The sequence below is a fragment of the Streptomyces nanshensis genome (assembly GCF_001751255.1).
Taxonomy (GTDB): domain Bacteria; phylum Actinomycetota; class Actinomycetes; order Streptomycetales; family Streptomycetaceae; genus Streptomyces; species Streptomyces nanshensis_A.
The window spans coordinates 260-23,650 of record NZ_LJGW01000036.1 but is presented as its reverse complement, the minus strand read 5'-3'; the positions used below and the strand labels follow the sequence as shown (position 1 = coordinate 23,650).

24 protein-coding genes and 1 pseudogene are annotated in these 23,391 nt (G+C 71.3%); 9 read left to right on the top strand and 16 right to left on the bottom strand.

What is annotated here, in order from left to right; genetic code table 11:
• Positions 1-120: 120 nt before the first annotated feature.
• Both AN218_RS01605 and AN218_RS01600 read left to right on the top strand, forming a co-directional pair.
• Positions 121-885 carry an ABC transporter permease gene (locus tag AN218_RS01605; protein ID WP_079131723.1) on the top strand — a complete coding sequence of 255 codons (765 nt, stop codon included), beginning with the start codon at positions 121-123 and terminating at the stop codon, positions 883-885.
• A 134-nt stretch (positions 886-1,019) separates the two neighbouring features.
• Complete coding sequence (locus AN218_RS01600) at positions 1,020-1,979, top strand: ABC transporter ATP-binding protein (protein ID WP_070014624.1); 960 nt, start codon at positions 1,020-1,022, stop codon at positions 1,977-1,979.
• Positions 1,980-2,036: 57 nt separating this feature from the next.
• Here AN218_RS01600 and AN218_RS01595 read toward each other — a convergent pair whose 3' ends face one another.
• The gene (locus AN218_RS01595; RefSeq protein ID WP_070014623.1) at positions 2,037-3,335 is read right to left on the bottom strand and encodes an SGNH/GDSL hydrolase family protein; all 1,299 of its coding nucleotides are present in this window, start codon (positions 3,333-3,335) and stop codon (positions 2,037-2,039) included.
• 228 nt (positions 3,336-3,563) lie between these two features.
• On the opposite strand from AN218_RS01595, the gene AN218_RS01590 reads away from it, so the two are divergent.
• Complete coding sequence (locus tag AN218_RS01590) at positions 3,564-5,048, top strand: DUF445 domain-containing protein (protein WP_079131720.1); 1,485 nt, start codon at positions 3,564-3,566, stop codon at positions 5,046-5,048.
• Between the two features lie 71 nt (positions 5,049-5,119).
• Here the strand turns inward: AN218_RS01590 and AN218_RS01585 are convergent, their stop codons facing one another.
• The 3 genes from AN218_RS01585 to AN218_RS01575 form a co-directional block, all read right to left on the bottom strand.
• Positions 5,120-5,497, bottom strand: a complete 378-nt coding sequence (locus AN218_RS01585) for a hypothetical protein (RefSeq protein WP_171908563.1) — start codon at positions 5,495-5,497, stop codon at positions 5,120-5,122.
• A gap of 181 nt (positions 5,498-5,678) precedes the next feature.
• Positions 5,679-6,404, bottom strand: coding sequence for a ribonuclease PH (rph, locus tag AN218_RS01580; RefSeq protein ID WP_070014621.1), 726 nt, complete (start codon positions 6,402-6,404; stop codon positions 5,679-5,681).
• A gap of 220 nt (positions 6,405-6,624) precedes the next feature.
• Positions 6,625-6,858: a PTS sugar transporter subunit IIB gene (locus tag AN218_RS01575; protein WP_070014620.1), complete on the bottom strand. Its 234-nt coding sequence runs from the start codon at positions 6,856-6,858 to the stop codon at positions 6,625-6,627.
• 295 nt (positions 6,859-7,153) lie between these two features.
• Between AN218_RS01575 and AN218_RS01570 the strand changes: the two are divergent.
• Positions 7,154-8,404, top strand: a pseudogene (locus AN218_RS01570) (PTS transporter subunit EIIC); the annotation flags it as partial.
• 399 nt (positions 8,405-8,803) lie between these two features.
• On the opposite strand, the gene AN218_RS01565 reads toward AN218_RS01570, so the two are convergent.
• Entirely contained in the window at positions 8,804-9,565 is a 762-nt protein-coding gene (locus AN218_RS01565; protein ID WP_070014619.1) for an MBL fold metallo-hydrolase, read from the bottom strand.
• A gap of 185 nt (positions 9,566-9,750) precedes the next feature.
• On the opposite strand from AN218_RS01565, the gene AN218_RS01560 reads away from it, so the two are divergent.
• Entirely contained in the window at positions 9,751-10,215 is a 465-nt protein-coding gene (locus tag AN218_RS01560) for a hypothetical protein (RefSeq protein ID WP_070014618.1), read from the top strand.
• 94 nt (positions 10,216-10,309) lie between these two features.
• Here AN218_RS01560 and AN218_RS01555 read toward each other — a convergent pair whose 3' ends face one another.
• From AN218_RS01555 to clpS, 7 genes are all read right to left on the bottom strand, one after another.
• Positions 10,310-11,260, bottom strand: a complete 951-nt coding sequence (locus AN218_RS01555; RefSeq protein WP_070014617.1) for a PLP-dependent cysteine synthase family protein — start codon at positions 11,258-11,260, stop codon at positions 10,310-10,312.
• Positions 11,260-11,562, bottom strand: a complete 303-nt coding sequence (locus AN218_RS01550) for a MoaD/ThiS family protein (protein ID WP_070014616.1) — start codon at positions 11,560-11,562, stop codon at positions 11,260-11,262. The genes AN218_RS01555 and AN218_RS01550 overlap by 1 nt, the downstream gene beginning before the upstream one ends.
• 159 nt (positions 11,563-11,721) lie before the next feature.
• Positions 11,722-11,826: a putative leader peptide gene (locus AN218_RS38855; protein ID WP_338059590.1), complete on the bottom strand. Its 105-nt coding sequence runs from the start codon at positions 11,824-11,826 to the stop codon at positions 11,722-11,724.
• Between the two features lie 135 nt (positions 11,827-11,961).
• A complete protein-coding gene (locus tag AN218_RS01545; RefSeq protein WP_070014615.1) occupies positions 11,962-12,396 on the bottom strand; it encodes a M67 family metallopeptidase in 435 nt (144 codons plus the stop codon).
• Positions 12,397-12,520: 124 nt separating this feature from the next.
• A complete protein-coding gene (locus tag AN218_RS01540) occupies positions 12,521-13,999 on the bottom strand; it encodes an amino acid permease (RefSeq protein ID WP_070014614.1) in 1,479 nt (492 codons plus the stop codon).
• Positions 14,000-14,376: 377 nt separating this feature from the next.
• Positions 14,377-14,976 (bottom strand): DUF2017 domain-containing protein, encoded by a 600-nt coding sequence (locus AN218_RS01535; protein WP_070014613.1) that lies wholly within the window; start codon positions 14,974-14,976, stop codon positions 14,377-14,379.
• Entirely contained in the window at positions 14,976-15,287 is a 312-nt protein-coding gene (clpS, locus tag AN218_RS01530; protein WP_171908562.1) for an ATP-dependent Clp protease adapter ClpS, read from the bottom strand. Before clpS ends, AN218_RS01535 begins: the two co-directional genes overlap by 1 nt.
• 131 nt (positions 15,288-15,418) lie before the next feature.
• Between clpS and AN218_RS01525 the strand changes: the two genes are divergently transcribed.
• Together AN218_RS01525 and AN218_RS01520 are read left to right on the top strand one after the other, a co-directional pair.
• Positions 15,419-16,747, top strand: coding sequence for a nicotinate phosphoribosyltransferase (locus tag AN218_RS01525; protein WP_070014612.1), 1,329 nt, complete (start codon positions 15,419-15,421; stop codon positions 16,745-16,747).
• 93 nt (positions 16,748-16,840) lie between these two features.
• Complete coding sequence (locus AN218_RS01520; RefSeq protein ID WP_070014611.1) at positions 16,841-17,434, top strand: isochorismatase family protein; 594 nt, start codon at positions 16,841-16,843, stop codon at positions 17,432-17,434.
• A 24-nt stretch (positions 17,435-17,458) separates the two neighbouring features.
• Here AN218_RS01520 and AN218_RS37745 read toward each other — a convergent pair whose 3' ends face one another.
• Both AN218_RS37745 and AN218_RS01510 read right to left on the bottom strand, forming a co-directional pair.
• On the bottom strand, positions 17,459-17,788 hold the full coding sequence (locus AN218_RS37745; RefSeq protein ID WP_107421324.1) for a hypothetical protein: 330 nt from the start codon (positions 17,786-17,788) through the stop codon (positions 17,459-17,461).
• A gap of 332 nt (positions 17,789-18,120) precedes the next feature.
• Positions 18,121-20,511 (bottom strand): immune inhibitor A domain-containing protein, encoded by a 2,391-nt coding sequence (locus tag AN218_RS01510; protein ID WP_171908560.1) that lies wholly within the window; start codon positions 20,509-20,511, stop codon positions 18,121-18,123.
• Between the two features lie 317 nt (positions 20,512-20,828).
• On the opposite strand from AN218_RS01510, the gene AN218_RS01505 reads away from it, so the two are divergent.
• Positions 20,829-21,146 carry a hypothetical protein gene (locus AN218_RS01505; protein WP_070014609.1) on the top strand — a complete coding sequence of 106 codons (318 nt, stop codon included), beginning with the start codon at positions 20,829-20,831 and terminating at the stop codon, positions 21,144-21,146.
• 108 nt (positions 21,147-21,254) lie between these two features.
• On the opposite strand, the gene AN218_RS01500 is transcribed toward AN218_RS01505, so the two are convergent.
• Positions 21,255-21,962 carry an RDD family protein gene (locus AN218_RS01500; RefSeq protein ID WP_070014608.1) on the bottom strand — a complete coding sequence of 236 codons (708 nt, stop codon included), beginning with the start codon at positions 21,960-21,962 and terminating at the stop codon, positions 21,255-21,257.
• 186 nt (positions 21,963-22,148) lie between these two features.
• Here AN218_RS01500 and AN218_RS01495 point away from each other — a divergent pair, with 186 nt between their 5' ends.
• Positions 22,149-22,667, top strand: coding sequence for a DUF1203 domain-containing protein (locus AN218_RS01495; protein ID WP_070014607.1), 519 nt, complete (start codon positions 22,149-22,151; stop codon positions 22,665-22,667).
• A 143-nt stretch (positions 22,668-22,810) separates the two neighbouring features.
• Here AN218_RS01495 and AN218_RS01490 read toward each other — a convergent pair.
• Positions 22,811-23,391, bottom strand: a 581-nt coding sequence (locus AN218_RS01490) for an RDD family protein (protein WP_079131719.1), incomplete at its 5' end; no start/stop codon positions are given.

Here is a 23,391-nt window from a genome sequence, read left to right as displayed (position 1 = left end):
ACCGGTGCCGGGCCCGCGACCCGGAACGGGCCCGCGCGGCGGGACCCGTGGGACGTACCGCCCGAGGGGCTTCTGACCCGGCTGGGCTGGGGCGTGCGCGCCTACTGCTTCATAGCGGCGATGTGGATCCGCTCGACCATGGCCTACCGGACGTCGTTCGTGATGATGGCCGCGGGGAGCTTCGTCTCGTCCGTGCTGGACTTCGTCGCCATCATGATCATGTTCTCCCACGTGGACTCTCTCGCCGGTTTCTCCCTGCACGAAGTCGCCCTGCTCTACGGCATGTCCGCGACGTCGCTGGGCCTCGCCGACCTGCTGCTGGGCTCCTTCGACCGCGTGGGCACACGCGTGCGCGACGGCACGATGGACACGATGCTGGTGCGTCCCGTACCGGCGCTGGCGCAGGTCGCCGCGGACCGCTTCGCGCTGCGCCGCCTGGGCCGCATCGGCCAGGCGCTGCTGGTGCTCGGCTGGGCGCTGGCCGGGCTGCGGCTGGAGGGCGGGGTGTGGGCGCTGCCGCTGCTGGCGGTGACGGTGCTGGGCGGTACGGCGATCTTCGGATCGGTCTTCGTCCTGGGCGGCGCCTTCCAGTTCATCGCGCAGGACGCCGCGGAGGTGCAGAACTCCTTCACGTACGGCGGCGCGACGCTGCTGGAGTACCCGCCGACGGTCTTCGCGAAGGACGTCGTACGCGGTGTGACGTTCATGATCCCGCTCGCCTTCGTCAACTGGCTGCCCGCGCTGCGCCTGTTGGGCCGCGACGACCCGCTGGGCCTGCCGGGCTGGGCGGACTTCGCGGGCCCGGCGGTCGCGGCCGGCTGCTGCGCCCTGGCGGGACTGGCGTGGCGGGCGGGGCTGCGCGCGTACCGCAGCACGGGGAGCTGACACGGATGTACGGGATCTGGTGAACACGGCCCGCGGGCACGGGAGTTCGCACGGCGGCACGTCCGCGCGTACGGACGTACGCACACCGGGATCGGGGCGAGCGACGGAAGAACGGAAGAGAGGAACGGGAGGCCATGGACGAGGACTTCATCGTGCTGGAGGGCCTGGAGAAGGTCTTCCAGGTACGCCGCAGAGCGGGACGGCTGCGGCGCGAGCGGCGCGAGGTGCGCGCCGTGGACGGCATCTCCTTCACCGTCCGGCGCGGCGAGATGGTCGGCTACATCGGCCCCAACGGCGCGGGGAAGTCGACGACGATCAAGATGCTCACCGGCATCCTGACGCCGAGCGGCGGACGGCTGCGCGTCGCGGGCGTCGACCCGTCCCGTGAACGGACGCGGCTGGCCCGGCGGATCGGCGTCGTCTTCGGGCAGCGCACCACCCTGTGGTGGGACCTGCCGCTGCGCGACTCCTACGCCCTGATGCGCCGCATGTACCGCATCCCCGAGGCCCGCTTCCGGGAGAACCTGGAGCGGTGCGTGGAGCTGCTGGACCTGGGCGGGCTGCTCGAAGTCCCCGTACGGCAACTGTCGTTGGGGCAGCGCATGCGCGGCGACATCACCGCGGCACTGCTGCACGACCCCGACGTGCTGTATCTGGACGAGCCGACGATCGGCCTCGACGTCGTCAGCAAGGCCACGGTGCGCCGCTTTCTGAGCGGCCTCAACGCGACCGAGGGCACGACGGTGCTGCTCACGACGCACGACCTCACCGACATCGAGCAGCTCTGCAAGCGCGTGATGGTCATCGACGAGGGGCGCCTGATGTACGACGGCGAGCTGTCGGGGCTGCACGAGGTGGGCGAGAGCGAACGGACGCTCGTCGTCGATCTGGAGCGCGAACTCCCCCCGATCGAGGGCGTCGACGGCGCCCGTACGGTCCGTACGGACGGCCCGCGCCAGTGGCTCGCCTTCCCGGCGTCGGCGAGCGCGGCACCGATCGTCTCGCAGATCGCGGACGGCTGGCCGCTGGTGGATCTGTCGGTCCGCGAGCCGGACATCGAGGACGTCATCGCCCGGATGTACGGGGCGAGTTGAGGACGCCCACGGCGGACGGGGAACGGGCGGAACCGGTGCCGGGGCCCCGCCGCGCGCCTATGTCCGTGCGGGCGACGAGCCCTTCAGCAGCTTCAGGTCGAGCGCCTCGGCCATCGCACGGAACCCGTTATCGCTGGGGTGCAGATGGTCGCCGGAGTCGTAGGCGGGACGCAGCCGGCTGGGGTCGGCCGGGTCCCGCAGCGCGGCGTCGAAGTCGACGACGGAGTCGTAGACCTTGCCGGAGCGGATCTGCTCGTTCACGCGCTGCCGTATGACGTCCAGCCGCCGCTCGTAGCCGCGGTGCCCGCCGAAGGGCGTGAGCGTGCCGCCGACGACGCGCATGTTGCGCGCGTGCGCGTACTTCACCAGTTGCCGCAGGCCGTCCACGATCCGGTCGGGGTTGTTCTGTCGGGGCGGCTTGATGATGTCGTTGAGGCCCATCTCGACGACGACGGTGCGCACTCCGGCGCGTGAAAGGACGTCACGCTGCATGCGCGTCAGGCCGCTGGGCCCGTTGTTGGGCGAGTAGCGGGGACCGTCGACGAGGACGCGGTTGCCGCTGATGCCGCCGTTGAGCACGCTGTAGCGCGGCGCGTTGCGTTCCGTACGGAGGCGCTCGGCGAGGAAGTCCGTCCAGCGGCGGTTGGCGCCGGGGCTGGAGGTGATGCCGTCGGTGATGGAGTCGCCGAGGACGGCGACGGCGCCCTGGGTCTGGTGGGTCCACACGTCGACGGCGGTGAGGTAGCGCCAGTACGGGCTCTGCTGGGTGAAGGCGGTGCCCGAGGTCTCGTCGGCCTTGTCGCCCTGTGCGACGTAGCTGGTCTGACGCGCGTAGGGGTGGTAGGTGACCGGCCCGGACGGCCTCGGGGAGTAGGTGGTGACGAGGAGGTCAGCGGCGTGCGGGACGTTGAGCCGCACCGCGTCGCTGGTGGCCTTGCGTCCCGGAGGGATCGTCACCGTACGGGAGTTGTTGAAGGTGAGCCGGCGCATCGTGCCGGTCGCCGCGGTCGGGTTGCTGGGTGCGGCGGCGAGGGCGAGCGTCGCGTGCGTGACGACGAGGGGCTTGGTGCCGTAGAGGTTGGAGAGCGTGATGCGGGCGCCGGAGCCCCCGACCGAGGTGTGGACGACGTTCCGTATCGACATCCGGTGGTAGCCGTCGCGGGTGTTGGGCTCGGCCGCCACGGCGGGCGCGGACCAGGTGCCGACCCAGTTGCCGGAGGAGGCGGGCGCCGCGGAGTCACCGGTGCTCTGCGTGAGGCCGTCGAGGCTGCCGTCCTCGCTGCCGACGCCGATGAAGACGGCGGTCGAGACGAGCACGACGATCGCCGCCAGACCGGCGAGCAAGGCATAACCCATGTTTCTGGTCACGCTCGGTGTATCTCCTCGGGCAGGCGGAGCCCGAGGCTCCGAGTGGTCGCGGTGAAATGATCCCACGATCCCGGCGGGGGCCCGCCGCGGGGGCGGTGCGGGGCCGGTGACGGTCGCTTGGCCGTCCGCAATGACAGACGCCGATCGCCCGGGCTTCGTTCCACCTGTCAGGCACCTTGGGACACTGTAGGGGGGACCGGCCGAACGGTGGAGTGGATGGATCAGGCAAAAGCGGGCGAGGTCGCCGCCGGGGGCGGCGGCACAGTGAGAGCAATCACAGGCGGTACGGCGGCGCGGTCCGCGGACGCGGGCCCGAACGGGCGCTCGGGCGGCGGCAGTTCGGCGTCCGGCCCACCGTACGGGAGAACGGGCGGTGGCTCGGGAGCAGGCGAGGGCGCGGGCTCCGGCGGCGGGCGCCGTCCCCCCAACCCGGGCCCGCTGGGCACCTTCACCGCCGCCGACGAGGAGCGCGCCCGCGGTGTGACGCGGATGAAGACCATCGCGACGGGCGCCCTGCTGCTGATGGCCACGGTCTTCGTGCTGGCCAAGTGGGCGCAGCACGAGGGCGCGGGAGTGTGGAGCGGTTATGTCGCCGCCGCCGCGGAGGCCGGGATGGTCGGCGCGCTGGCGGACTGGTTCGCGGTGACGGCGCTCTTCCGGCATCCGCTGGGGCTGCCCATCCCGCACACGGCCATCATCCCCACCAAGAAGGACCAACTCGGGCACACACTGGGCGAGTTCGTCGGGGAGAACTTCCTCTCGGGCGACGTCGTACGCTCCCGGCTGCGGGCGGTGGGCATCTCGGGCCGCTTCGGGTCGTGGCTCGCGGAGCCGGAGCACGCGGACCGGGTCACCTCCGAGCTGTCGACGGCGCTGCGGGGCGCCCTCGCCGTGCTGCGCGACTCCGACGTGCAGGCGGTGGTGGGCGAGGCCGTCACGCGCCGGGCCGACGCCCAGGAGATCGCGCCGGGTCTGGGGGCGATGCTGGAGCGCGTCGTCGCGGACCAGGGGCACCGGAGGATCGTGGATCTGGTGTGCGCGCGGGCCGCCGACTGGCTTGAGGCGCACAGCGATTCGGTGATGGACGCCGTCACGGGCGGCGCGCCCGGCTGGACGCCGCGCTTCGTGGACCGCCGCGTCGGCGACCGCGTCTACCGGGAGCTGCTGCGCTTCGTGACGGAGATGCGCGACATGCCGGAGCATCCCGCACGCGGCGCGATCGACCGGTTCCTCAACGACTTCGCCGCGGACCTGCGTTCGGACCCGCGCACACGGGAGCGCGTGGAACGCCTCAAGAGCGATGTGCTCGGCCGCAGCGAGGTGCAGGACCTGATCTCCTCGTCCTGGAACTCGGTGCGTTCGATGATCGTCGCCGCCGCGGAGGACGAGCGCAGCGAACTGCGGGTGCGCGCACGGACGTCGCTGCTGTCGCTGGGGCAGCGGATGGCGTCGGACAAGCGGCTGCGCGGCAAGGTCGACGGCTGGATCGAGGGCGCCGCCGTGCACGTCGTGACGACCTACCGGGACGAGATCACGTCACTGATCACGGAGACCGTCGCGGGCTGGGACGCGGAGCACACGTCGAAGAAGATCGAGGCGCACATCGGCCGCGATCTGCAGTTCATCCGTCTCAACGGCACGGTCGTCGGTTCGCTGGCGGGACTCGTGATCTACGCGCTGACGCATCTGGCCACCGGCTGAACGGCCGGGCCCTGCCCGCGCGTTGAGCCCCGCCGGCCGTGCCGCCCGCCCGCAGACTCCCCGCAGGCGCGTCAGCCCGTGCAGACCCGGGTCAGCTCGTCCGCGGCCTTCCCCACGGGCCGTACGTCGGGCTCGCGTCCGGCGTCGACGGCCTTGCGGGCGTCGTCGACGGCGTCGCTCATGTGCCCCACCGCCTTGTCGACGTCCGCGTCTCCCGTGCTGTCGTCGAGCTTGTCCAGGCTCTTGTCTATCCGGTTTATCGACTCGCGCGCCTGCGCCGGGTCCTCCGAGGCGCCGGAGACGGCCTGTTGGAGATCGTCGGCCGCCTCCGCCACGGTGACCGCCGTGTTGGCGCAGCTCACCGCCTTGTCGACGGCGCCGCATCCGGTCAGGACGGTGGCGGCGAACACGGTGGTGCCGACGGCGGCGAACACGGGGGAACGGCGCAAGAGGACCTCTTCCGTTGTCATTGGACGGGCCGTGCGGTTTGACCCGCACGGCCCGTACCCCCTAGGACGCGTAAAGCCCACGCAAAGTTCCCGGGTCCCAACTGCCCTTCGTACGCTGCGCATTCGGCGCCCCGCGCGGGGCGCACCGCCCGCCTCGGCGGGCTCGGTCAGCCCAGCAGGCTCAGTCGCCGACCGACTCCCACTGGAAGCCGGCGAGCTGCTCGCAGCCCGCGAGGGAGAGGTCCAGCAGCCCGTCGAGTTCCGCGCGTGCGAACGGCGCGCCCTCGGCGGTGCCCTGCACCTCGACGAAGTTCCCGTCGCCGGTGCAGACGACGTTCATGTCGGTCTCGGCGCGCACGTCCTCCTCGTAGCACAGGTCCAGCAGCGGCACCCCGTCGACGATGCCGACGCTGACCGCGGCGACCGTGCCGTTCAGCGGCTGCGCCTTGCTCTTGACGATCTTCTTCTCGCGCGCCCAGGCCACGGCGTCCGACAGCGCGACATAGGCCCCCGTGATCGCGGCGGTGCGGGTGCCGCCGTCGGCCTGGAGGACGTCGCAGTCGAGGACGACCGTGTTCTCGCCGAGCGCCTTGTAGTCCACGACGGCCCGCAGCGAACGCCCGATGAGCCGGGAGATCTCGTGCGTACGGCCGCCGATCCTGCCGCGTACGGACTCGCGGTCGCCGCGGGTGTTGGTGGACCGCGGCAGCATCGCGTACTCGGCCGTCACCCAGCCCTCGCCGCTTCCCTTCCGCCAGCGCGGCACGCCCTCGGTGACGCTGGCGGTGCACAGCACCCGGGTGTCGCCGAAGGAGATCAGAACGGATCCCTCGGCGTGCTTGCTCCAGCCGCGGTCGATGCTGATGGGGCGCAACTGGTCAGCCGTACGGCCGTCGATACGAGTCATGGGGCGAGCCTAGGGGGTCTCCGCGGTGGCGGGTCGCCCGCCGTCGCTGCGTACGGGATGCGTACGGGATGCGTACGGGATGCGTCGGGCGCGACGGCCCCGGATCGCGAACACCCGTTCCCTGCATGGCCGTTCGGCACGAGCCCCTCAACACGGGCCCGTCCGGCGCACGTTCAGCGCACGGGCGTGGGCGCCGGCCGTCCTGCGGCCTCCGCACCCGTCACAGCATGTCCTCGATCTCCCCCGCGATCGGGTCGGCGTCGGTGCCGATGACGACCTGCACGGCCGAGCCCATCTTCACGACGCCGTGCGCACCGGCGGCGCGCAGCGCAGCCTCGTCGACGAGGGCGGCGTCCGCGAGTTCGGTACGGAGACGGGTGATGCAGCCTTCGATCTCGGAGATGTTGTCCAGCCCGCCGAGCGCGGCGACGATCTTTTCGGCTTTGCTGCTCATGTCTGTCTCCTGATCTCCGGCGCCACTGGCCCGACGCGCGGCACGCACCGGGCCAGACCGAGGTCACACCAGTATGGCGCGGTCCGCCGCAGCCGCCCGCCGGGCCGGAACCGGACCGCCGGGGCGCCCCCGTGGAGCCGGCACGGAGGGCTCCCGTACCGACAGGCGGATATGCCCCCATACCAGACAAACTGGGCTTCTCGCGTCTTCCGCGCTCGTGCTACAAGAGGTCTACACCACTAACGGGGTCTGCTCCGTACGGTCCGACCTCCCGCAGACCACTGGAGGAACGTTGATGACCACGGCTACCGACACCCAGAGGGCGGCCCGTGGCTCGGGCGCGATGGCTGTCGCCCAGCGCATCGGCCGCAGCCTCATGCTTCCGATCGCGACACTGCCCGCCGCGGCACTGATGGTGCGGCTGGGCCAGGCCGACATGCTCGGCCGCCCGGGGTTCCCGCACTTCCTCAACCGCATCGCCGAGTTCCTCGCCAAGGGCGGCGGCGCGCTGATCGACAACATGCCGCTGCTCTTCGCCGTCGGCATCGCGGTCGGCTTCGCCCGCAAGTCGGACGGGTCGACCGCGCTCGCGGCGGTCGTCGGCTACCTGGTCTTCAAGAACGTCCTCGGCGCCTTCTCCGACGGGAACCTGCCCAAGGTCGAGAAGGTCGTCGACGGCAAGGTCGGCACGGCCGCGCCACCCGTGGACGCGGGCGTGCTCGGCGGCGTGATCATCGGCATCGTCGTCGCGCTGCTCTACCAGCGCTACTACCGCAAGAAGCTCCCCGACTGGCTGGGCTTCTTCGGCGGACGCCGTCTGGTGCCGATCCTCTCCGCCTTCGCGGGGCTCGGTATCGGCGTGGTCTTCGGCTACATCTGGCCCGTACTGGGCACGGGGCTGCACGACTTCGGCGCCTGGCTCGTGGGGTCGGGGGCAGCGGGGGCGGGTGTGTACGGGGTGGCCAACCGGGCGCTGATCCCGATCGGCATGCACCACCTGCTCAACTCCTTCCCGTGGTTCCAGGCCGGCTCGTACAAGGGACAGCACGGCGACATCGCGCGCTTCCTCGCGGGCGACCCCAGCGCCGGGCAGTTCATGACCGGCTTCTTCCCGATCATGATGTTCGCGCTGCCCGCGGCCTGCCTGGCGATGTACCACTGCGCACGCCCGGAGCGCCGCAAGGTCGTCGGCGGACTGATGCTCTCGCTCGCGCTCACCGCCTTCATCACGGGCGTGACGGAGCCCATCGAGTTCTCGTTCATGTTCATCGCGCCCCTGCTGTACGCGATCCACGCGGTGCTGACCGGCGTCTCCATGGCCCTGGCCTGGGCGCTGGGCATGAAGGACGGATTCGGCTTCTCGGCCGGTGCGATCGACTTCCTGCTGAACCTCGGCATCGCCACCAACCCGTGGAGTCTGATGCTCCTGGGCCTGGCCTTCGCGGTGGTCTACTACGCCGTCTTCCGCTTCGCGATCGTCAAGTTCGACCTGCCCACGCCGGGCCGTGAGGCGCCGGAGCCCGACGAGGAGAGCCGGGAGCGGGAGCGCTCGCGCGAGCCCCGTCCGGAGAACGAGGGCCAGGTCGGCGACGGGGTGCCCGTGGCCGTCGTGGGCGCGGTCTCCGAGACGTCCTTGGAGAAGTCCGTGGACAAAGCCATGGACAAGGAGGAGCAGCCCGCCCTGCTCGACGGCTCGGCCCGCAACACCGGTTCCCCGCGGGATCCGCGCCAGGACCGTACGGCCCGGGGGTCCGGGCGTACGGGAGGGGACGACGGAGAGGGCGACGGCGACCAGGACCGCGCACCCACCCGGATCTGACCGCCGAATCCGACCACCGCATCCGACCGGCCGCCGCGCCCGTCTCCCGCTCACCGGCGGGCGGCGGGCGCGCAGCCGTGCGCGCGGGGGTTCGCGGAGGCGCGGGGGCGCGAGGGCCCGGGGGTGCTACAGCTCGTAGACCGCGCCGGCCCTGGCCAGCTCCACGGGCCCCTCGAAGACGTCCTTCGCGTCCCGCAGATTGACCTTCGCGTCCGTCCACGGCGGTACGTGTGTGAGCACCAGCCGCTCCACCCCCGCCTCCTGCGCGCAGACCCCGGCCTCGCGGCCGTTGAGGTGCAGGTCGGGGATGGACTCCTTGCCGTCCGTGAAGGACGCCTCGCACAGGAAGAGCCCGGCGCCGCGGGCCAGTTCCGTCAGCGCTCCGCACCGGCCCGTGTCACCCGAGTAGACGAGGCTGCGGCCGCTTTCGCGGTGGGTGACCCGGAACGCGTACGACTCGACGGGATGCGCGACCTCGTCCGTACGCACGGTGAAGGGGCCCAGCTCGAAGACCGCTCCCGCGGTGAGGGTGCGGAAGTCGAAGACCTCGCTCATGGCCGAGTCGGACGGGGTGTCCCCGTAGGCGACGGTGAGCCGCCGCTCGGTGCCGCGCGGTCCGTAGACCGGGATCGGCTCGCAGCGTCCGCCCTCGTGCCGGTAGTAGCGCGCGACGAAGTAGCCGCACATGTCGATGCAGTGGTCGGGGTGGAGGTGGCTGAGGGCGATGGCGTCCAGGTCGTAGAGCCCGCTGTGCCGCTGTAGCTCACCGAGCGCGCCGTTGCCCATGTCGAGCAGCAGCCGGTATCCGTCGGCCTCGACCAGATAGCTCGAACAGGCCGACTCCGCCGAAGGGAAGGACCCGGAGCAGCCGACGACGGTGAGCTTCATGAAGCGGGACCTCCGTTGGCGGCTGTGGGGTTTTTCGAGCGTAAGCCGCTGGGCGCCGCCTTTGGACTCAAGAGCGTGCTGGTGTGGGCGGAATCACCAGCGCGGGGGGTACGGTCGGCAGTCTGTGCGGTGCCGCCGCGCACGGCCGGGAAAGGCCGGTCCGGAGGCCGGGAGGCGAAGCGGGCGTGGAGACTTGGTGGTGGCTGGCGCTGGGTGCCGTCGTGGTGCTGTCACTTGTGGCCGCGCTGGTCGACGGGGGCGCGCGTACGGGCCGTCCCTTCTTCCGTCCGCGCGGCGGCGGCAGCCGGCGTACCGGGGTGCCGCTGCCCGACCGTGGGCCGCGCGCCGGGGAGATCTGGTGGACGCGGGAGCCGCTGCTCGTCCTGGTGCTCGCGGTGCGCATCGACGGGGCACGCGTGGTACGGGTCAGCGCCGAACGCCCGTACGGCGAGGGCGAGTCCCGTACGCCGGAGACACCGGGGGCGACGCTGGCGCTGCCGCCGGGGACGGTCCCGGACGCGCCGGGCCGGGTGACCGCGCTGCGTACCGGCGACGCGTGGGAGGTGCCGCTGCGCGACTTCCGGCGCCGGGCGGGCGAGGTGGACCGGGAGACCTGGGCTCAGGTGCGTCACCTCTGCGGCGAGGAGTGAGCCGGGCGGACGCCCGCACCGGAGGCCGCCGGTGTACGGGCGAACTCCCCGCTCACCGCGCCCTGTTGGGCGCGTACGGCCCGAACCCGGCGGTCTACGCCCAGAGTTGGCCGTGCAGCAGCTCGACGGCCGCCTCCGTGGACTCCGCCGTGTAGATGCCGGTGGAGAGGTACTTCCAGCCGCCGTCGGCGACGACGAAGACGATGTCGGCGCTCTCGCCCGCCCGTTGGGCCTTGCGTGCGATCCCGGCGGCGGCGTGCAGCGCGGCGCCGGAGGAGACGCCCGCGAAGATGCCCTCCTCGGCGAGGAGTTCACGGGTGCGCCGCACCGCGTCCTCGGAGCCGACGGAGAAGCGGCCGGTGAGCACCGACTCGTCGTACAGCTCCGGCACGAAGCCCTCGTCCAGGTTCCGCAGGCCGTAGACGAGGTCGTCGTAGCGCGGTTCGGCGGCGACGATCTGGACGCCGGGGCGCTGCTCGCGCAGATAGCGGCCCGCGCCCATCAGGGTGCCGGTGGTGCCCAGACCCGCCACGAAGTGGGTGAGGGAGGGCAGGTCCGCGAGGATCTCGGGACCCGTGGAGGCGTAGTGCGCAGCGGAGTTGGCCGGGTTGCCGTACTGGTAGAGCATCACCCAGTCCGGGTGCTCCGCGGACAGCTCCTTGGCGACGCGTACGGCGGTGTTCGAACCGCCCGCCGCGGGCGAGGAGATGATCTCGGCGCCCCACATGGCGAGCAACTGGCGCCGCTCCTCACTGGTGTTCTCCGGCATCACGCACACGATCCGGTAGCCCTTGAGGCGTGCCGCCATGGCGAGCGAGATGCCGGTGTTGCCGGAGGTCGGCTCCAGGATGGTGCAGCCGGGCGTCAACCGGCCTTCCTTCTCGGCCTGTTCGACCATGTAGAGGGCCGGACGGTCCTTCACGGAGCCCGTCGGGTTGCGGTCCTCGAGCTTCGCCCAGATCCGTACGTCCTCGGAGGGCGAGAGCCGCGGCAGCCGTACGAGCGGGGTGTCGCCGACCGCGTCGAGGGGCGAGTCGTAGCGCATCAGCGCTCACCGGGGCGGGCGTGGGCGGGCGATCCGCCGGCGACGGCGGGCAGGATCGTCACGTTGTCGCCGTCGTTCAGCTCGGTGCCGATGCCGCCGAGGAAGCGGACGTCCTCGTCGTTGAGGTAGACGTTCACGAAGCGGCGCAGCTCGCCGCCGTCGACGATCCTGTCCTGGATGCCCGTGTGGCGGCTCTCCAGGTCCTCGAAGAGCTCCTTCAGGGTGCCGCCCTGCCCCGTGACGGACTTCTCGCCGTCCGTGTAGGTGCGGAGGATGGTCGGGATGCGGACCTCGATGGCCATGGAAGCTCCTGTGGTGGAGACGGGCTGGACGGTGTGCGTGCGGGACGGACAGTGCGATTCCGGTGCGGTGCGGTTCGCGGGTACGGGACGCATCGGCCGGCGCGGCGCCGGGACCGCGTCGCGCCGCCGCCGTCGTGTGCGGACGTACGCGCGGCGCCGCTAGCGTCCCAGCGCGCTGGCGAGACGGCACAGATCGACGTGCAGGCGCCCGACGAGCAGCGTGCCCCGCGCCCTCGGAGATGCACTCACGTCGTGGACAACCATGGGCTCATCGTAACGATTCCCGGCGCGCGGCCCGGATGTGCGTCCCGGGATGCGGACGGCAGCGTCTCGTATGGCGGCTGGCCGCCCGGGAGCCGGCGGGGAGCGGACGGTCCGGCCTACGGGGCGGCCGGAGGCTCAGGCGGAGCGCTGCCCGTCCACGATCTCGACGTCCTCCTCGGTGACCTCGCCGTCCACGATGCGGAACGACCGGAAGGAGACGGGGCCTTCGTCGTTGCCGCACTCGGCGGTGGAGACCAGCACGTAGTGGGCGCCGGGCTCGTTGGCGTAGCCGATGTCGGTGCGCGAGGGGTAGGCCTCGGTGGCGGTGTGCGAGTGGTAGATGACGGTGGGCTCCTCGTCCCTGTCGTCCATCTCCCGGTACAGGCGCAGCAGATCGGCCGAGTCGAACTCGTAGAACGTCGGTGAGCGCGCCGCGTTGAGCATGGGGATGAAGCGCTCCGGGCGGTCCGTGCCCGCGGGCCCGGCGATGACGCCGCACGCCTCGTCCGGGTGGTCCTTGCGGGCGTGGGCGACGACCTTGTCGTACAGCTCCTGGGTGATGGTCAGCATGACGGGAAGGATATGCGGCGGCCCCGGCCCGCCGCGGAGGGCGTCGGACCAGGGCCTTCGCAGGGTGCGGACGTACGGCGGGGCGGCGCGGGGCCGGGCGCACCGCGCGGGCCGTACGTACGGGTCAGGGCTCCCGGGGCTGCTCCGCCCCCGCCTCGCCGCGCACGAAGGTCCCCGGGTCGCGCGCCTTGAGCACGAAGTACGCGACGACGAGACCGGCCGCCCACACCGGCGCCCCGTACAGCGAGACCCGGGAGTCGGGGTCGAAGCCCATCAGTACGACGACGGCGCCGATGAAGCCGAGCGAGGCCCAACTCGCGTACGGGGCGCAGGGGGCCGGGAACGCCGAGCGCGGCAGCAGCCCGCGGTCGGCGGCCCGGCGGTAGCGGATGTGCGCGGCGAGGATCATCACCCAGGCCCACATGCCGGAGATCGTGGCGAAGGCCACCACGTAGTCGAACGCCTTCGACGGCCACTGGTAGTTGATCCACACGCCCACCGTCATCAGCGCCGCGGAGACGCTGGTGCCCAGCAGCGGCAGCCCGTTGCCGGTGAGGCCGCGGAAGGGCCGCGGGCCCTGTCCGTTGAGCGCGAGGTCGCGCAGCATCCGGCCCGTGGAGTACATGCCGGAGTTGCAGGAGGAGAGGGCCGCGGTGAGGACGACGAAGTTGACGACCGCCGCGCCCGCCGGCAGGCCGATCTTCGCGAAGGCCGCCACGAACGGGCTGGTGCCGGGCTCGAATTCGGTCCACGAGACCACCGAGAGGATCACCGTGAGGGCGCCGATGTAGAAGAGCGCGATGCGCCACGGCACCGTCCGCACGGCGCGGGGCAGTGTCTTGCGCGGATTCACCGACTCCCCCGCCGTGATGCCGACGAGTTCGACGGCGAGGAAGGAGAACATCACGATCTGGAGCGTCATCAGCGTCCCGCCGAGGCCCTCCGGGAAGAAGCCGCCGTCCGACCACAGCAGGCTCACCGAGGCGGTGCCGCCCGCGTCGGAGAAGCCGAGGGTGATCACGCCGACGCCGATGAGGATCATGCCGATGATGGCCGTGACCTTGACCATCGAGAACCAGAACTCCAGCTCCCCGAAGATCCGTACGGAGATCAGATTCGCCCCGTACAGCACGAGCGTGAAGACGAGCGCGGAGACCCACTGCGGTACCGCGGGCCACCAGTACTGCACATAGGTGGCGGCGGCGGTGACCTCGGTGATGCCGGTGACGACCCAGAAGAGCCAGTACGTCCATCCGGTCGCGAAGCCGAAGAAGGGCCCGAGGAACTCCCGCGCGTACTCCGAGAAGGAGCCGGACACCGGCCGGTAGAGGAGGAGTTCGCCCAGCGCCCGCATGATGAACCAGATGACGGTGCCCGCCACCGCGTACGCGAGGATCAGGCTGGGCCCGGCCTTCGTGATGGCCTTGCCCGCACCGAGGAAGAGGCCCGTGCCGATCGCGCCGCCGATGGCGATCATCTGGATCTGGCGGCTGCCGAGCCCGCGGTGGTAGCCCTCCTCGGGCGGGACGGCGGCGGCCGCCTCGGATGGTGTGGTGGCGCCGCCGCGCGGTGCGCCGCGGTCGTCGACCTGCTCGGAGGCCATGGGTGCGCCTTTCTCCGCCGTCCTCCGGCCGCGCCGGGCGCTCGCGGTTCGCGGCTCACGGTTCGCGGGATCGCGGTGCGCGGGGTCGCGGTGCGGACGGGCGCCCGCGCGGCGGGAGTTGACGGGTGCTCGGAACGCCGGGGCGTTCGTACGTACCGGCGCCCCCGGCATCGTCCGGACCGTCCGGGGGCTTCGGGATTCACAGGGCAGAGCACTCATCATGTCCGCGCGCGGGCGCATGGCCCNGTCACGCCGGTCACCGGCGGGCGGATGCCATCCGATCAGGGGCCTGGGAGGACGCGCTCGGAGGACGCGACCGCGCCGCCGCGGAGGCGCGCAGCACGGACGGCGAACGGAAAAGAGGCGTTGACGAGGCGTTACGGAAGCAGTGTCTCGACGAGCGTCTCCTGGAGCCCGCCCAGCCACAGATACGCCATCACCATCGGCTTGCGCGGGTCGTCGTCCGGCAGGGAGTACAGCTCGTTGCTGTCCTCGTCGTCGGTGACCTCGAGGCGCGTACCGATGGCCAGCCGCAAGTCGTTGAGGGCGCCGATCCACTGCCGCGACTCCTCGCGCTTGAGCGTGAGCACCGCGCCCCCGCCGTCGGGGCTCAGGGAGTCCAGGGCGCGTACGACGGCGAGGCCGTCCTCCCGCTTGCGGGCGCGCAGTTCGTTCTCGGTGAAGCGGCGGAACTCGGCGGATGCCTCGCGCTCCTCCTCGTCCTCACCGCCCGCCGGTGCGGCCGGACCGGGACCGTAGGCGTCGGGGAAGAGCCGGGCCAGCGCCGGGTCGGAGGGCGGCTGGCTCGGGCCCTCGCTGAGGATCGCCGTCAGCGGGTCCTCGCCGTCGGCCGGTTCGTCGCCGGGGCCGATCAGTTCCAGGAGCTGGACGGCGAGGCTGCGCAGGATCGAGATCTCGACCTCGTCGAGGGCGATGGCGGCGCCGCCGTCGCCGGTGGCTTCGAAGTGCCCCGCCATCAGCGGTCCTGCTGGAGAGTGGCCCAGAGGCCGTAGCCATGCATCGCCTGCACGTCGCGCTCCATCTCTTCGCGGCTGCCGGTGGAGACGACGGCGCGGCCCTTGTGGTGGACGTCCATCATCAGCTTCTTCGCCTTCTCCTTGGGATAGCCGAAGTAGCTCTGGAAGACGTAGGTCACATAGCTCATGAGGTTGACCGGGTCGTTGTGCACGATCGTCGCCCACGGCAGGTCGGGCTCGGGCACCTCCGCGGGCGCTTCGGCCGACTCGGGCTTCTCGATCTCGGTAGGGGCAACACTCACGGGTCCCATGCTGCCACCCGGGGGCGTCGGCTGGCCAAACGGCCACGAGCGATATCGTCAGAGTGACGAGATGTGGTGTAGGGTCGGGCCCCGTACCGTCCCCGCACCAAGGGGCCCTGATGAGCGAGGAGTCAGTGGAAGTGAACGTGGCCGACAAGGGACTGCCGGTGGCCGTGCCGTCGACGGCGCTCTTCACCGATCAGTACGAACTCACCATGCTCCAGGCCGCGCTGCGCGCCGGCACCGCCGAACGCCGTTGCGCCTTCGAGGTGTTCGCCCGCAGGCTGCCGGAGGGCCGCCGCTACGGAGTCGTCGCCGGCACCGGCCGGGTGCTGGACGCGGTGGAGAACTTCCGCTTCGACGACCAGGTGCTCGGCTGGCTGCGCGAGCGCCGCATAGTCGACGAGCCCACCCTGGAGTGGCTGGCGGGCTACCGCTTCGCCGGCGACATCCTCGGCTACCCCGAGGGCGAGGTGTACTTCCCGGGGTCGCCCGTGATGCGCGTCGAGGGCAGCTTCGCCGAGTGCGTACTGCTGGAGACGGTCATCCTCTCGATCCTCAACCACGACTCGGCGGTGGCCGCCGCGGCCTCCCGCATGGCCGTCGCCGCCGGCGGGCGCCCGCTGATGGAGATGGGCGCGCGGCGCACCCACGAACTGTCCGCGGTGGCCGCCTCCCGCGCCGCCTACCTCGGCGGCTTCGCCTCCACCTCGGACCTCGCGGCCGGCTTCCGCTACGACATCCCCACCGTCGGCACCAGCGCGCACTCCTTCACGCTGCTGCACGACAGCGAGCGCGACGCGTTCACCGCGCAGGTCGAGTCGCTGGGCAGCGGCACGACCCTGCTCGTGGACACCTACGACGTCGGGGAGGCCGTGCGCGCCGCCGTCGACATCGCCGGTCCCGGGCTCGGCGCCGTACGCATCGACTCCGGCGACCTGCTGCTGCTCGCCCACCGGGTACGGCACCAGCTCGACGAACTGGGCGCCGCCGGCACGCGGATCGTGGTCACCAGCGACCTCGACGAGTACGCCATCGCCTCGCTCGCGGCGGCGCCCGTCGACGCGTACGGGGTCGGCACGCAACTGGTGACCGGCAGCGGACACCCGACGTGCGCGATGGTCTACAAGCTCGTCGCCCGTGCGGGCTCCGACGGCCCGGACGCGCCGCTGCACCCCGTCGCGAAGAAGTCGATGGGCGGCAAGACCTCCTCTGGCGGTGCGAAATGGGCCGCGCGCCGCCCCGACGCGGACGGCGTCGCGGAGGCAGAGGTCGTCGGCACCGGTGCGATGCCGGAGGAACTCGCCCCGTACGGACTCCAGGTGCGGTTGGTACGCGGCGGCGAGACCGTGGCCCGTGAGCCGCTGGACGCGGCGCGGGACCGGCACCGGCGCGCGCTCGCGTATCTGCCGATGTCGGCCATGCAACTCTCACGCGGCGAGCCGGTGTTGCCGACGGAGTACGCGTGAGGGCTGCGTGGGACCTCCCACGGGAGCGGCTGATTCTCTAGGGTCGTGCCGGACCGCCTCCGACACGCCCCTCACCTCCGAAAGGCGTTCACAATGCACCGGGCACTGATCGTCGTAGACGTGCAGAACGATTTCTGCGAAGGGGGGAGCCTCGGCGTCGGCGGAGGCGCGGACGTGGCCGCGGCCATCACCGACCTCGTCGGGGACGCCGCCGCCGGCTACCGGCACGTGGTCGCCACCCGCGACCACCACGTCGAGCCGGGCGACCACTTCTCCGACAACCCCGACTTCGCGCACTCCTGGCCGCCGCACTGCGTGGCCGGCACCGAAGGCATCGGCTTCCACCCGAACTTCGCGCCCGCGGTCGCGGCCGGCTCGATCGACGCCGTCTTCAGCAAGGGCTCGTACTCGGCCGCCTACAGCGGCTTCGAGGGCACGGACGAGAACGGCACTCCGCTCACGGAGTGGCTGCGGCAGCGGGACGTGGACGAGGTCGACGTGGTCGGCATCGCCACCGACCACTGCGTACGGGCCACCGCCCTCGACGCCGCCGCCGAGGGCTTCCGTACCCGCGTCCTGCTGAACCTCACGGCGGGCGTCGCGCCCGCGACCACGGAGCACGCGCTCGACGAGCTGCGCGACGCGGGCGTGCAGCTCTCGGGCACGCCGGTGCTGCGGGGGTCCTGACCGGCGTCGCCCGCCCGGGAGCCGCTAGCCGGTGCGCACCCCGCGGTCCGAGGGCCGCAGCAGGGACTCGATGGGGTGCCAGGATTCGCGGTCGTCGCCCGGCGTCGTACGCCAGACCAGCCCGTCGGGATGGTGCAGCACCGCCGTGATCTCGTCGGCGGTCGGCGGCTCGGCGTTGCCCCGCAGATACACCGCGCGCATACCGAGGTTCCGCAGCCTGGTCAGGGCGCGGGCCCGGTTCACCGAGTGGACGAGCACGCGGACGCGCGGCTCCTCGCCGTGCCGCCTGGCCGTGACGGCGCGCACCGTGTGCGCCTCGTCGGCATGAGCGGACCAGCGACGCGGCTCCGGCATCAGGCCGTCGTACGCGCCGCCCCTGCGGCCCTGCCGCACCAAGCCCGGCTGCCGGCCCTCCGTGGCCTGCTCCGGGCTCGCGTCCGTGGTCGCCCCCGTCTCCGGCTCCGGCTGCCTGGGTGCACGCCGGTCCGGGACCGGAAGGGTCAGCGCGACGATCACGCTCCCGTCCGGTAGCTGGACGAATCCGCCTCCAGCCATGATCAACAACACCCCCGCGAGACTGTTCCGGTGGACCTCCGCGAAGGTCCGTCACAGGCATCTAAACGCGATCGGCCGCTGCCCGCCAGGGGGGCAACGGCCGATCATGTTTTGACCTGCAACGATGCAAATTAATTTGTGGAAGGTCTCACCTTGACGGTGATCGTCTTACCCGAGCGGGGCTGCTGGACGACCTCGATCCGGGTGCCCGTGTCCGGCACCCTGACCCCCTGAGTGGGGTTCGACTTGTACCAGTACGTGCCCTTGTGGTCGTCGAAGGCCGATATGCCCTTCTTCGACTTGATCTTGACCGCTTCACCGTCGTTGTGGAGAGTGATCCCCTTCGTGGCGAACTTTCCGAAGGTCGAGTCGTAGGCCTGCATACGGTTGCGCAGCGGTGTGCCGTCCGCCCACTTCTCCGCCTTCGCGTGCGCGTCCACCGGCAGGATCAGACCCTCGCCCGGGTGCGCCGAGACGTTGTTGTCCTGCTGAGAGGTGTCCCAGAGCCAGACGAGCAGTCCCTTCTGGTAGCCGTAGCGCTCGACCCAGTCGGGCTTCTCGGTGGTCCAACCGAAGTTGTACGGCCCGTAGTTCAGGGACTTGTCGTACGAGACGTGGTTGCGGTTCTCGGCGAGGTAGTACTGCGCGTAGGGCTTGGTGAAGGACTTCCCGATGCGCGAGAACCCCTTCGTCTCCCAGCCGTTGTCGTCGTCGCCCTCGGCGCCGTCCTCGAAGATCTTCTCGCCGTCCGCGGTGACGCTCAACGCGTCGGCTGCGAAGCCCTTCTGGGCCACCCCACCGTCCGTCAGATAACGGAAGCGAACATCAATCTTCTTGCCCGCGAAGTCGTCGAGGGGGAAGGAGAGGTCCTTGTAGGTCTTCGAGACGCCGGACAGGCCCGGCTGGTCGCTGCCGTCGCGCGGGATGGGCTTGCCGTCGGCCGTGCCGTCGATCGGCGTCCAGTTCTCGCCGTCCTCGGAGACCTCGGTGTAGAGGAAGTCGTAGTTCTCCTCGATGTCCCACCAGCCCTTGAGGTCCAGCGACGCCTTGGACTTGCCCGTCAGATCCACGCTGCGGGAAAGGGTGTTGCGCAGATCGTCGCCGCTGCCGCTCCACCACTGCTTCTCGCCCTCGGCGGGCTCGGTGATGGTGGTGGTGACGTCCTTCTCGGGCAACTCCACCACCAGCGCCTGCTTGTTCTTCGTCTGGTACGAGTGAGTGCCCAGCTTGTGGCGGGACTTGGTGGCCGCCTTCGCCGTGTCGTAGTCCAGCCAGCCGAGTTGGAGCTTGTCCCAGGCGCTCATGTCGCCCGCGGAGTCGCCGATGGCGTCCTTGCCCTTGTTGAGCCAGGAGCCCACGGACATGATCGACCAGAAGCCGACGGAGTTCTCCGCCTCGCCGGTGGTGTCGTAGTGGTCGGGCAGGCCCAGGTCGTGTCCGTACTCGTGGACGAAGACGCCGAGACCGCCGTTCTCCGGCTGCGCCGTGTAGTCGCCGACCCAGACGCCGCTGTCGCCGATCTGCGTGCCGCCGGCCTTGTTGCCCTCGGGACCGGTCTTGCCCGCGTCGCTGCCGTAGGCGTACCAGCGGTGCGCCCAGATGGCGTTCTCGCCCTCGGCGCCGCCGCCGGCCGACTCGTCCTCACCGGCGTGCACGAACTGGAAGTGGTCGATGTAGCCGTCCGGTTCGTTGAAGTCGCCGTCCTCGTCGTAGTCGTAGCGGTCCCACTGGTCGTACTCGGCGACCTGGTCGGCGATCTCCTTGTCGCTCTTGCCCGCGGCCTTCTGGTCCTCGACCCACTTGGTGACGCCGTCGCGGATCGCGTCCCACACGGTCGGGCAGTTGGTGTCGCCGCAGTAGTTGGACCCGTAACGGGCCTCGTTGTAGTCGACCTTGACCCAGTCGGAGACCGTGCCGTCGACGGAGTAGCGCCCGGAGGACTGCTTCTCGTAGTAGCTCTTGACCGAGTCCTCGGTCTTGTCCGAGAAGTACGTCTTCTGGAAGTGCTCCTTGTCGAAGTCCTTCTTCCAGTACGTGGAGTTGTCCTTCTTACGGTCCGGCGCGGGGATCTTGTTGTGCAGGGGACCGGGGTCGCCGCCGTACTTGTCGTCGACCTTGTCGCCGAACTCGACGAGGATGGTGAAGATCTTGTCCGTCTTCTGCCGCGCCAGCTCGACGTACTTGCCGTCGTCGAGCTTGACGACCTCGGAGCCCTTGCGCTGGACGGTCTTGGCGTCACCCTGTGCCAACTGCTGGAGCGCCGCCTGGCGTTGCGTGTCGCGCTCCTTGTCGAACGGGCCCGTGAGGTTGTCCTCGCTGTGCCCGTCCCGGCTCGCGCCCGGCGCTCCCGGCTGTGCCGGCGCCGACTGCGGCGCGGGATGCGCCGGCTTCGAAGCGGAACCCGCCGCCTGCTGCTGGGCCTGTGCCGAGCTCGCCGGTATCAGCGCGGTCGCACTGATCGCGGCGACGGCCACCGTCAGCGCCCCTGCCCTCGATCTTTTGGATCTCCGTCTGCCGTTCACCTCTGCGGTGCCCTCCCCTTGTGGAGTGTCTTGGGACAGAGGTATTGGACAGCAGCGGAGGGAGAAAAGACAGACCCTGCGACGCACAATCGCGGCGTGCGCCCAAGAGCCGGAATCCGTCCGCCTGTTGGGACGGCCGGGGCGCCGTGCGACCGTGCGCCCCCTGTGCGACTTCGACGTGTGTCAGCTCACGCTTACCGTGGTGTCCGTCCGGGAATCCCGGACCGTAGAGTCGTCCGACGGGCACCGCGTGCCGTCGTCGCGGCTCGCACGACGGCCCCACCCCCGACACGTCTCCTCCGAGGACGGATCACGCCATGCCGCGTCCGACCCCCGCACACTTCGCTTACGGTTCGGTCACCGTCGTCTGCTCGACCCTCGCGATGCTGCTGCTCTTCCGTACCCAGTCGGGGGCGGGAGTCACGCTGATCGCGGTCGTCGCACTCGCCGCCGGTGTACTGGTGGCGCTCACGGCTCCGGGACTCGCTACGGCCCGCCGCGCGCGGGCGTACTCCCAGGCGTACACCGGCGGTTCACGGGCCCGTCCCGCCTCTCCCTCGCGGGTGCACGCCCGGCACGACGCCGCGGCGGCACGGGCCGCACGGCGCGTGGCGGAGCCTTCGCTGCGCTCCTGAACGGCACTTGGGGGCCGCGCCCCTGAACTGCGTTCGCGGGACGCGCCGTTGGGCCGTGCGCCCGCGCGCGACGGCGGCGCCCTCGCCGTGGAGCGTGCGGACCGTACGTCATTCGGCCGCGACGACCACCGTCTTGACCGCCTTGTCGTGCAGGCACTGCTGATACGGCTTGTCCCAGGTGCAGAAGAGCACGTTCACGAGCCAGAAGAGGAAGCCGACGCACGGCACCAGCGGCGGCACGTGGTAGACGACCGAGCGGAGCCAGCCCGGCGCTCCCCGCGGCACCGTGCCGTCCGCGAGCATCGCGACCCTGATCCGCATCACCTTCTTGCCCACCGTCTGGCCGGACTTGGTGAGCATCAGCGCCTCGTAGACCAGATACACCAGCGTGTAGACGGCCTGCTGACCCGCCGTACGGCCGTTCTCGCCCGGGTCCCAACCCCCTTGCGCGAAGCCCATGATGAGGCCGACGGGGATGCCGATCAGCAGCGCGTCGATGATGCGCGCCAGCAGCCGCTTGCCGCGCGAGGCGAGCGGCGGCATGCCGGCGAGGGGGTCGGCGGCGCCCGCCATGTCCCCGTACGGGTTGGAGGCGTAGGGGCCGCTGTCGTACGGGCCGCCCCGGTAGGGGCCCTCCCCGCCGTACGGGCTCTCCCCGCCGCCCGGTGGCGGTGGCGGACTGCCGTACGCGCCCGCGGAGTCGCCGTAGGAGGGCGGCGGGCCGTGCGCGGACCCGGTCCCCTCCTCCTCGGGCCGGTCCTTCTTGCGGAACGGGTCACTGCCGGACGGGTCGCTGCCGGGCTGCTCCGTGCTCATGGGCCGAGTGCACCGCGCCCCGCGCGGCCCCGCACCCGGCGGGTGCCATCGGGGTGACGCGGCGCACGGCGGGAGCGTGCGGTGCGGTGCGCGGGGCGCGGTGCGGTGCGCGGGGCGCGGGCCACGCACCGACGCGACGTCCGTTTCCTGCCGGCAGTCACACGTGCGTCGGGCCAGCATCGGCACATGACCAGGTACACCGTGCTCCCCGTCGACACAGCCGTCCTCAAGGAATTGCAGGTTGCCGATGACGCGGGCCGTCCCTGCGCCCCGTACATCGCGACCCGCGGCGACAGCGGCTCCCCGCTGCGCTGCTGTCTGCGCCCCATCGCGCTCGGCGAGCGGATCGCCCTTGTCTCGTACGCCCCGTTGCGACGTTGGGCCGCCGCGACGGGTGCGGATCCGGGCGCGTACGACGAACAGGGTCCCGTCTTCGTCCACGCCGACGACTGCGGCGGGTTCACCCCCGGCGAGAACTACCCTTTCGACCGGCCGGGCGCCCTGCGTACCGTGCGCCGCTATGACGCCCGGGGCCGTATCGCCGGTGGCCGCCTTCTGGAGATTCCGGCGGACGCCACGGCCGGCTTCGACGCAGCCTTCGACGATGCGTTCAACGACCCGGACGTGGTGCTCGTGCACGTCCGGGCACTGGAGTACGGGTGCTTCCACTTCGAGGTGCGACGGCCCTCCGCCGGGGAGCAGTAGCCGCCGGGCCACCCGAGGCGAGCCGGAGCGGGCCCCGGGCTCCGCTGTTCAAGCCGCTGCGGCAGGTCATCGACGACCACACCGGACGGCCGGTCCTGCGATCGCTGACCGCCTTGAACCACTGACCCCTTGGACTCGATCGTCTAGAGGCGGATCTCGCCCGAGTCCTTGGAGACGAACGTCCCGGCCACCTTGTCGTGCCAGCACTGCCGCCAGGGGCGGTCGAAGACGCACCACAGGACGTTGACCACACCGACCACCAGGAGCGCCAGCACCCCGTACGTCAGCCAGCGCAGCAGTGCGCCGCCGAAGCCCGGACGGTCCTGCTGCTCCATCGTCAGCACCCGCAGACCGAACAGCCGCTTGCCCAGGGTGCTGCCCCAACGCTGCGTCGGCAGCACCTCGTAGAGCAGACCGAAGAGCAGCAGCGCGCCGAGGACGACGGCGAGATAGCCGCCGGTGGTGCCGTCGACGAGCCAGACCGTCTTGGTCTCGCCCGCCCTCCGCACGGCGTCGATCTTCGCCTGCACATGGTCGGCCGCCTGGCCCGCGAAGGGGGACGCTACGGCGACGGCCACGGCAGCGGTGAGCACACCGTCGACCAGGCGGGCGCCGAGCCGCTTGCCGAGCCCGGCGGGGCGGGCCTCCTGCTGGGCGGCCTGAAGGAACGGGTCGACGGTCGGCGGACGCCACGGGGTCATCGCCTCCGCGCCCCCGCCCGCCT

What these genes read in the sequence shown, in the direction of transcription:
- AN218_RS01605 (WP_079131723.1), top strand. Translation starts at nt 121, where the DNA reads ATGTGGATCCGCTCGACCATGGCCTACCGGACGTCGTTCGTGATGATG.
- AN218_RS01600 (WP_070014624.1), top strand. Translation starts at nt 1,020, where the DNA reads ATGGACGAGGACTTCATCGTGCTGGAGGGCCTGGAGAAGGTCTTCCAG.
- AN218_RS01595 (WP_070014623.1), bottom strand. Translation starts at nt 3,335, where the DNA reads ATGGGTTATGCCTTGCTCGCCGGTCTGGCGGCGATCGTCGTGCTCGTC.
- AN218_RS01590 (WP_079131720.1), top strand. Translation starts at nt 3,564, where the DNA reads ATGGATCAGGCAAAAGCGGGCGAGGTCGCCGCCGGGGGCGGCGGCACA.
- rph (WP_070014621.1), bottom strand. Translation starts at nt 6,404, where the DNA reads ATGACTCGTATCGACGGCCGTACGGCTGACCAGTTGCGCCCCATCAGC.
- AN218_RS01575 (WP_070014620.1), bottom strand. Translation starts at nt 6,858, where the DNA reads ATGAGCAGCAAAGCCGAAAAGATCGTCGCCGCGCTCGGCGGGCTGGAC.
- AN218_RS01565 (WP_070014619.1), bottom strand. Translation starts at nt 9,565, where the DNA reads ATGAAGCTCACCGTCGTCGGCTGCTCCGGGTCCTTCCCTTCGGCGGAG.
- AN218_RS01555 (WP_070014617.1), bottom strand. Translation starts at nt 11,260, where the DNA reads ATGCGCTACGACTCGCCCCTCGACGCGGTCGGCGACACCCCGCTCGTA.
- AN218_RS01550 (WP_070014616.1), bottom strand. Translation starts at nt 11,562, where the DNA reads ATGGCCATCGAGGTCCGCATCCCGACCATCCTCCGCACCTACACGGAC.
- AN218_RS38855 (WP_338059590.1), bottom strand. Translation starts at nt 11,826, where the DNA reads ATGGTTGTCCACGACGTGAGTGCATCTCCGAGGGCGCGGGGCACGCTG.
- AN218_RS01545 (WP_070014615.1), bottom strand. Translation starts at nt 12,396, where the DNA reads ATGCTGACCATCACCCAGGAGCTGTACGACAAGGTCGTCGCCCACGCC.
- AN218_RS01540 (WP_070014614.1), bottom strand. Translation starts at nt 13,999, where the DNA reads ATGGCCTCCGAGCAGGTCGACGACCGCGGCGCACCGCGCGGCGGCGCC.
- AN218_RS01535 (WP_070014613.1), bottom strand. Translation starts at nt 14,976, where the DNA reads ATGGCGGGGCACTTCGAAGCCACCGGCGACGGCGGCGCCGCCATCGCC.
- clpS (WP_171908562.1), bottom strand. Translation starts at nt 15,287, where the DNA reads ATGGGACCCGTGAGTGTTGCCCCTACCGAGATCGAGAAGCCCGAGTCG.
- AN218_RS01520 (WP_070014611.1), top strand. Translation starts at nt 16,841, where the DNA reads ATGCACCGGGCACTGATCGTCGTAGACGTGCAGAACGATTTCTGCGAA.
- AN218_RS37745 (WP_107421324.1), bottom strand. Translation starts at nt 17,788, where the DNA reads ATGCCGGAGCCGCGTCGCTGGTCCGCTCATGCCGACGAGGCGCACACG.
- AN218_RS01505 (WP_070014609.1), top strand. Translation starts at nt 20,829, where the DNA reads ATGCCGCGTCCGACCCCCGCACACTTCGCTTACGGTTCGGTCACCGTC.
- AN218_RS01500 (WP_070014608.1), bottom strand. Translation starts at nt 21,962, where the DNA reads ATGAGCACGGAGCAGCCCGGCAGCGACCCGTCCGGCAGTGACCCGTTC.
- AN218_RS01495 (WP_070014607.1), top strand. Translation starts at nt 22,149, where the DNA reads ATGACCAGGTACACCGTGCTCCCCGTCGACACAGCCGTCCTCAAGGAA.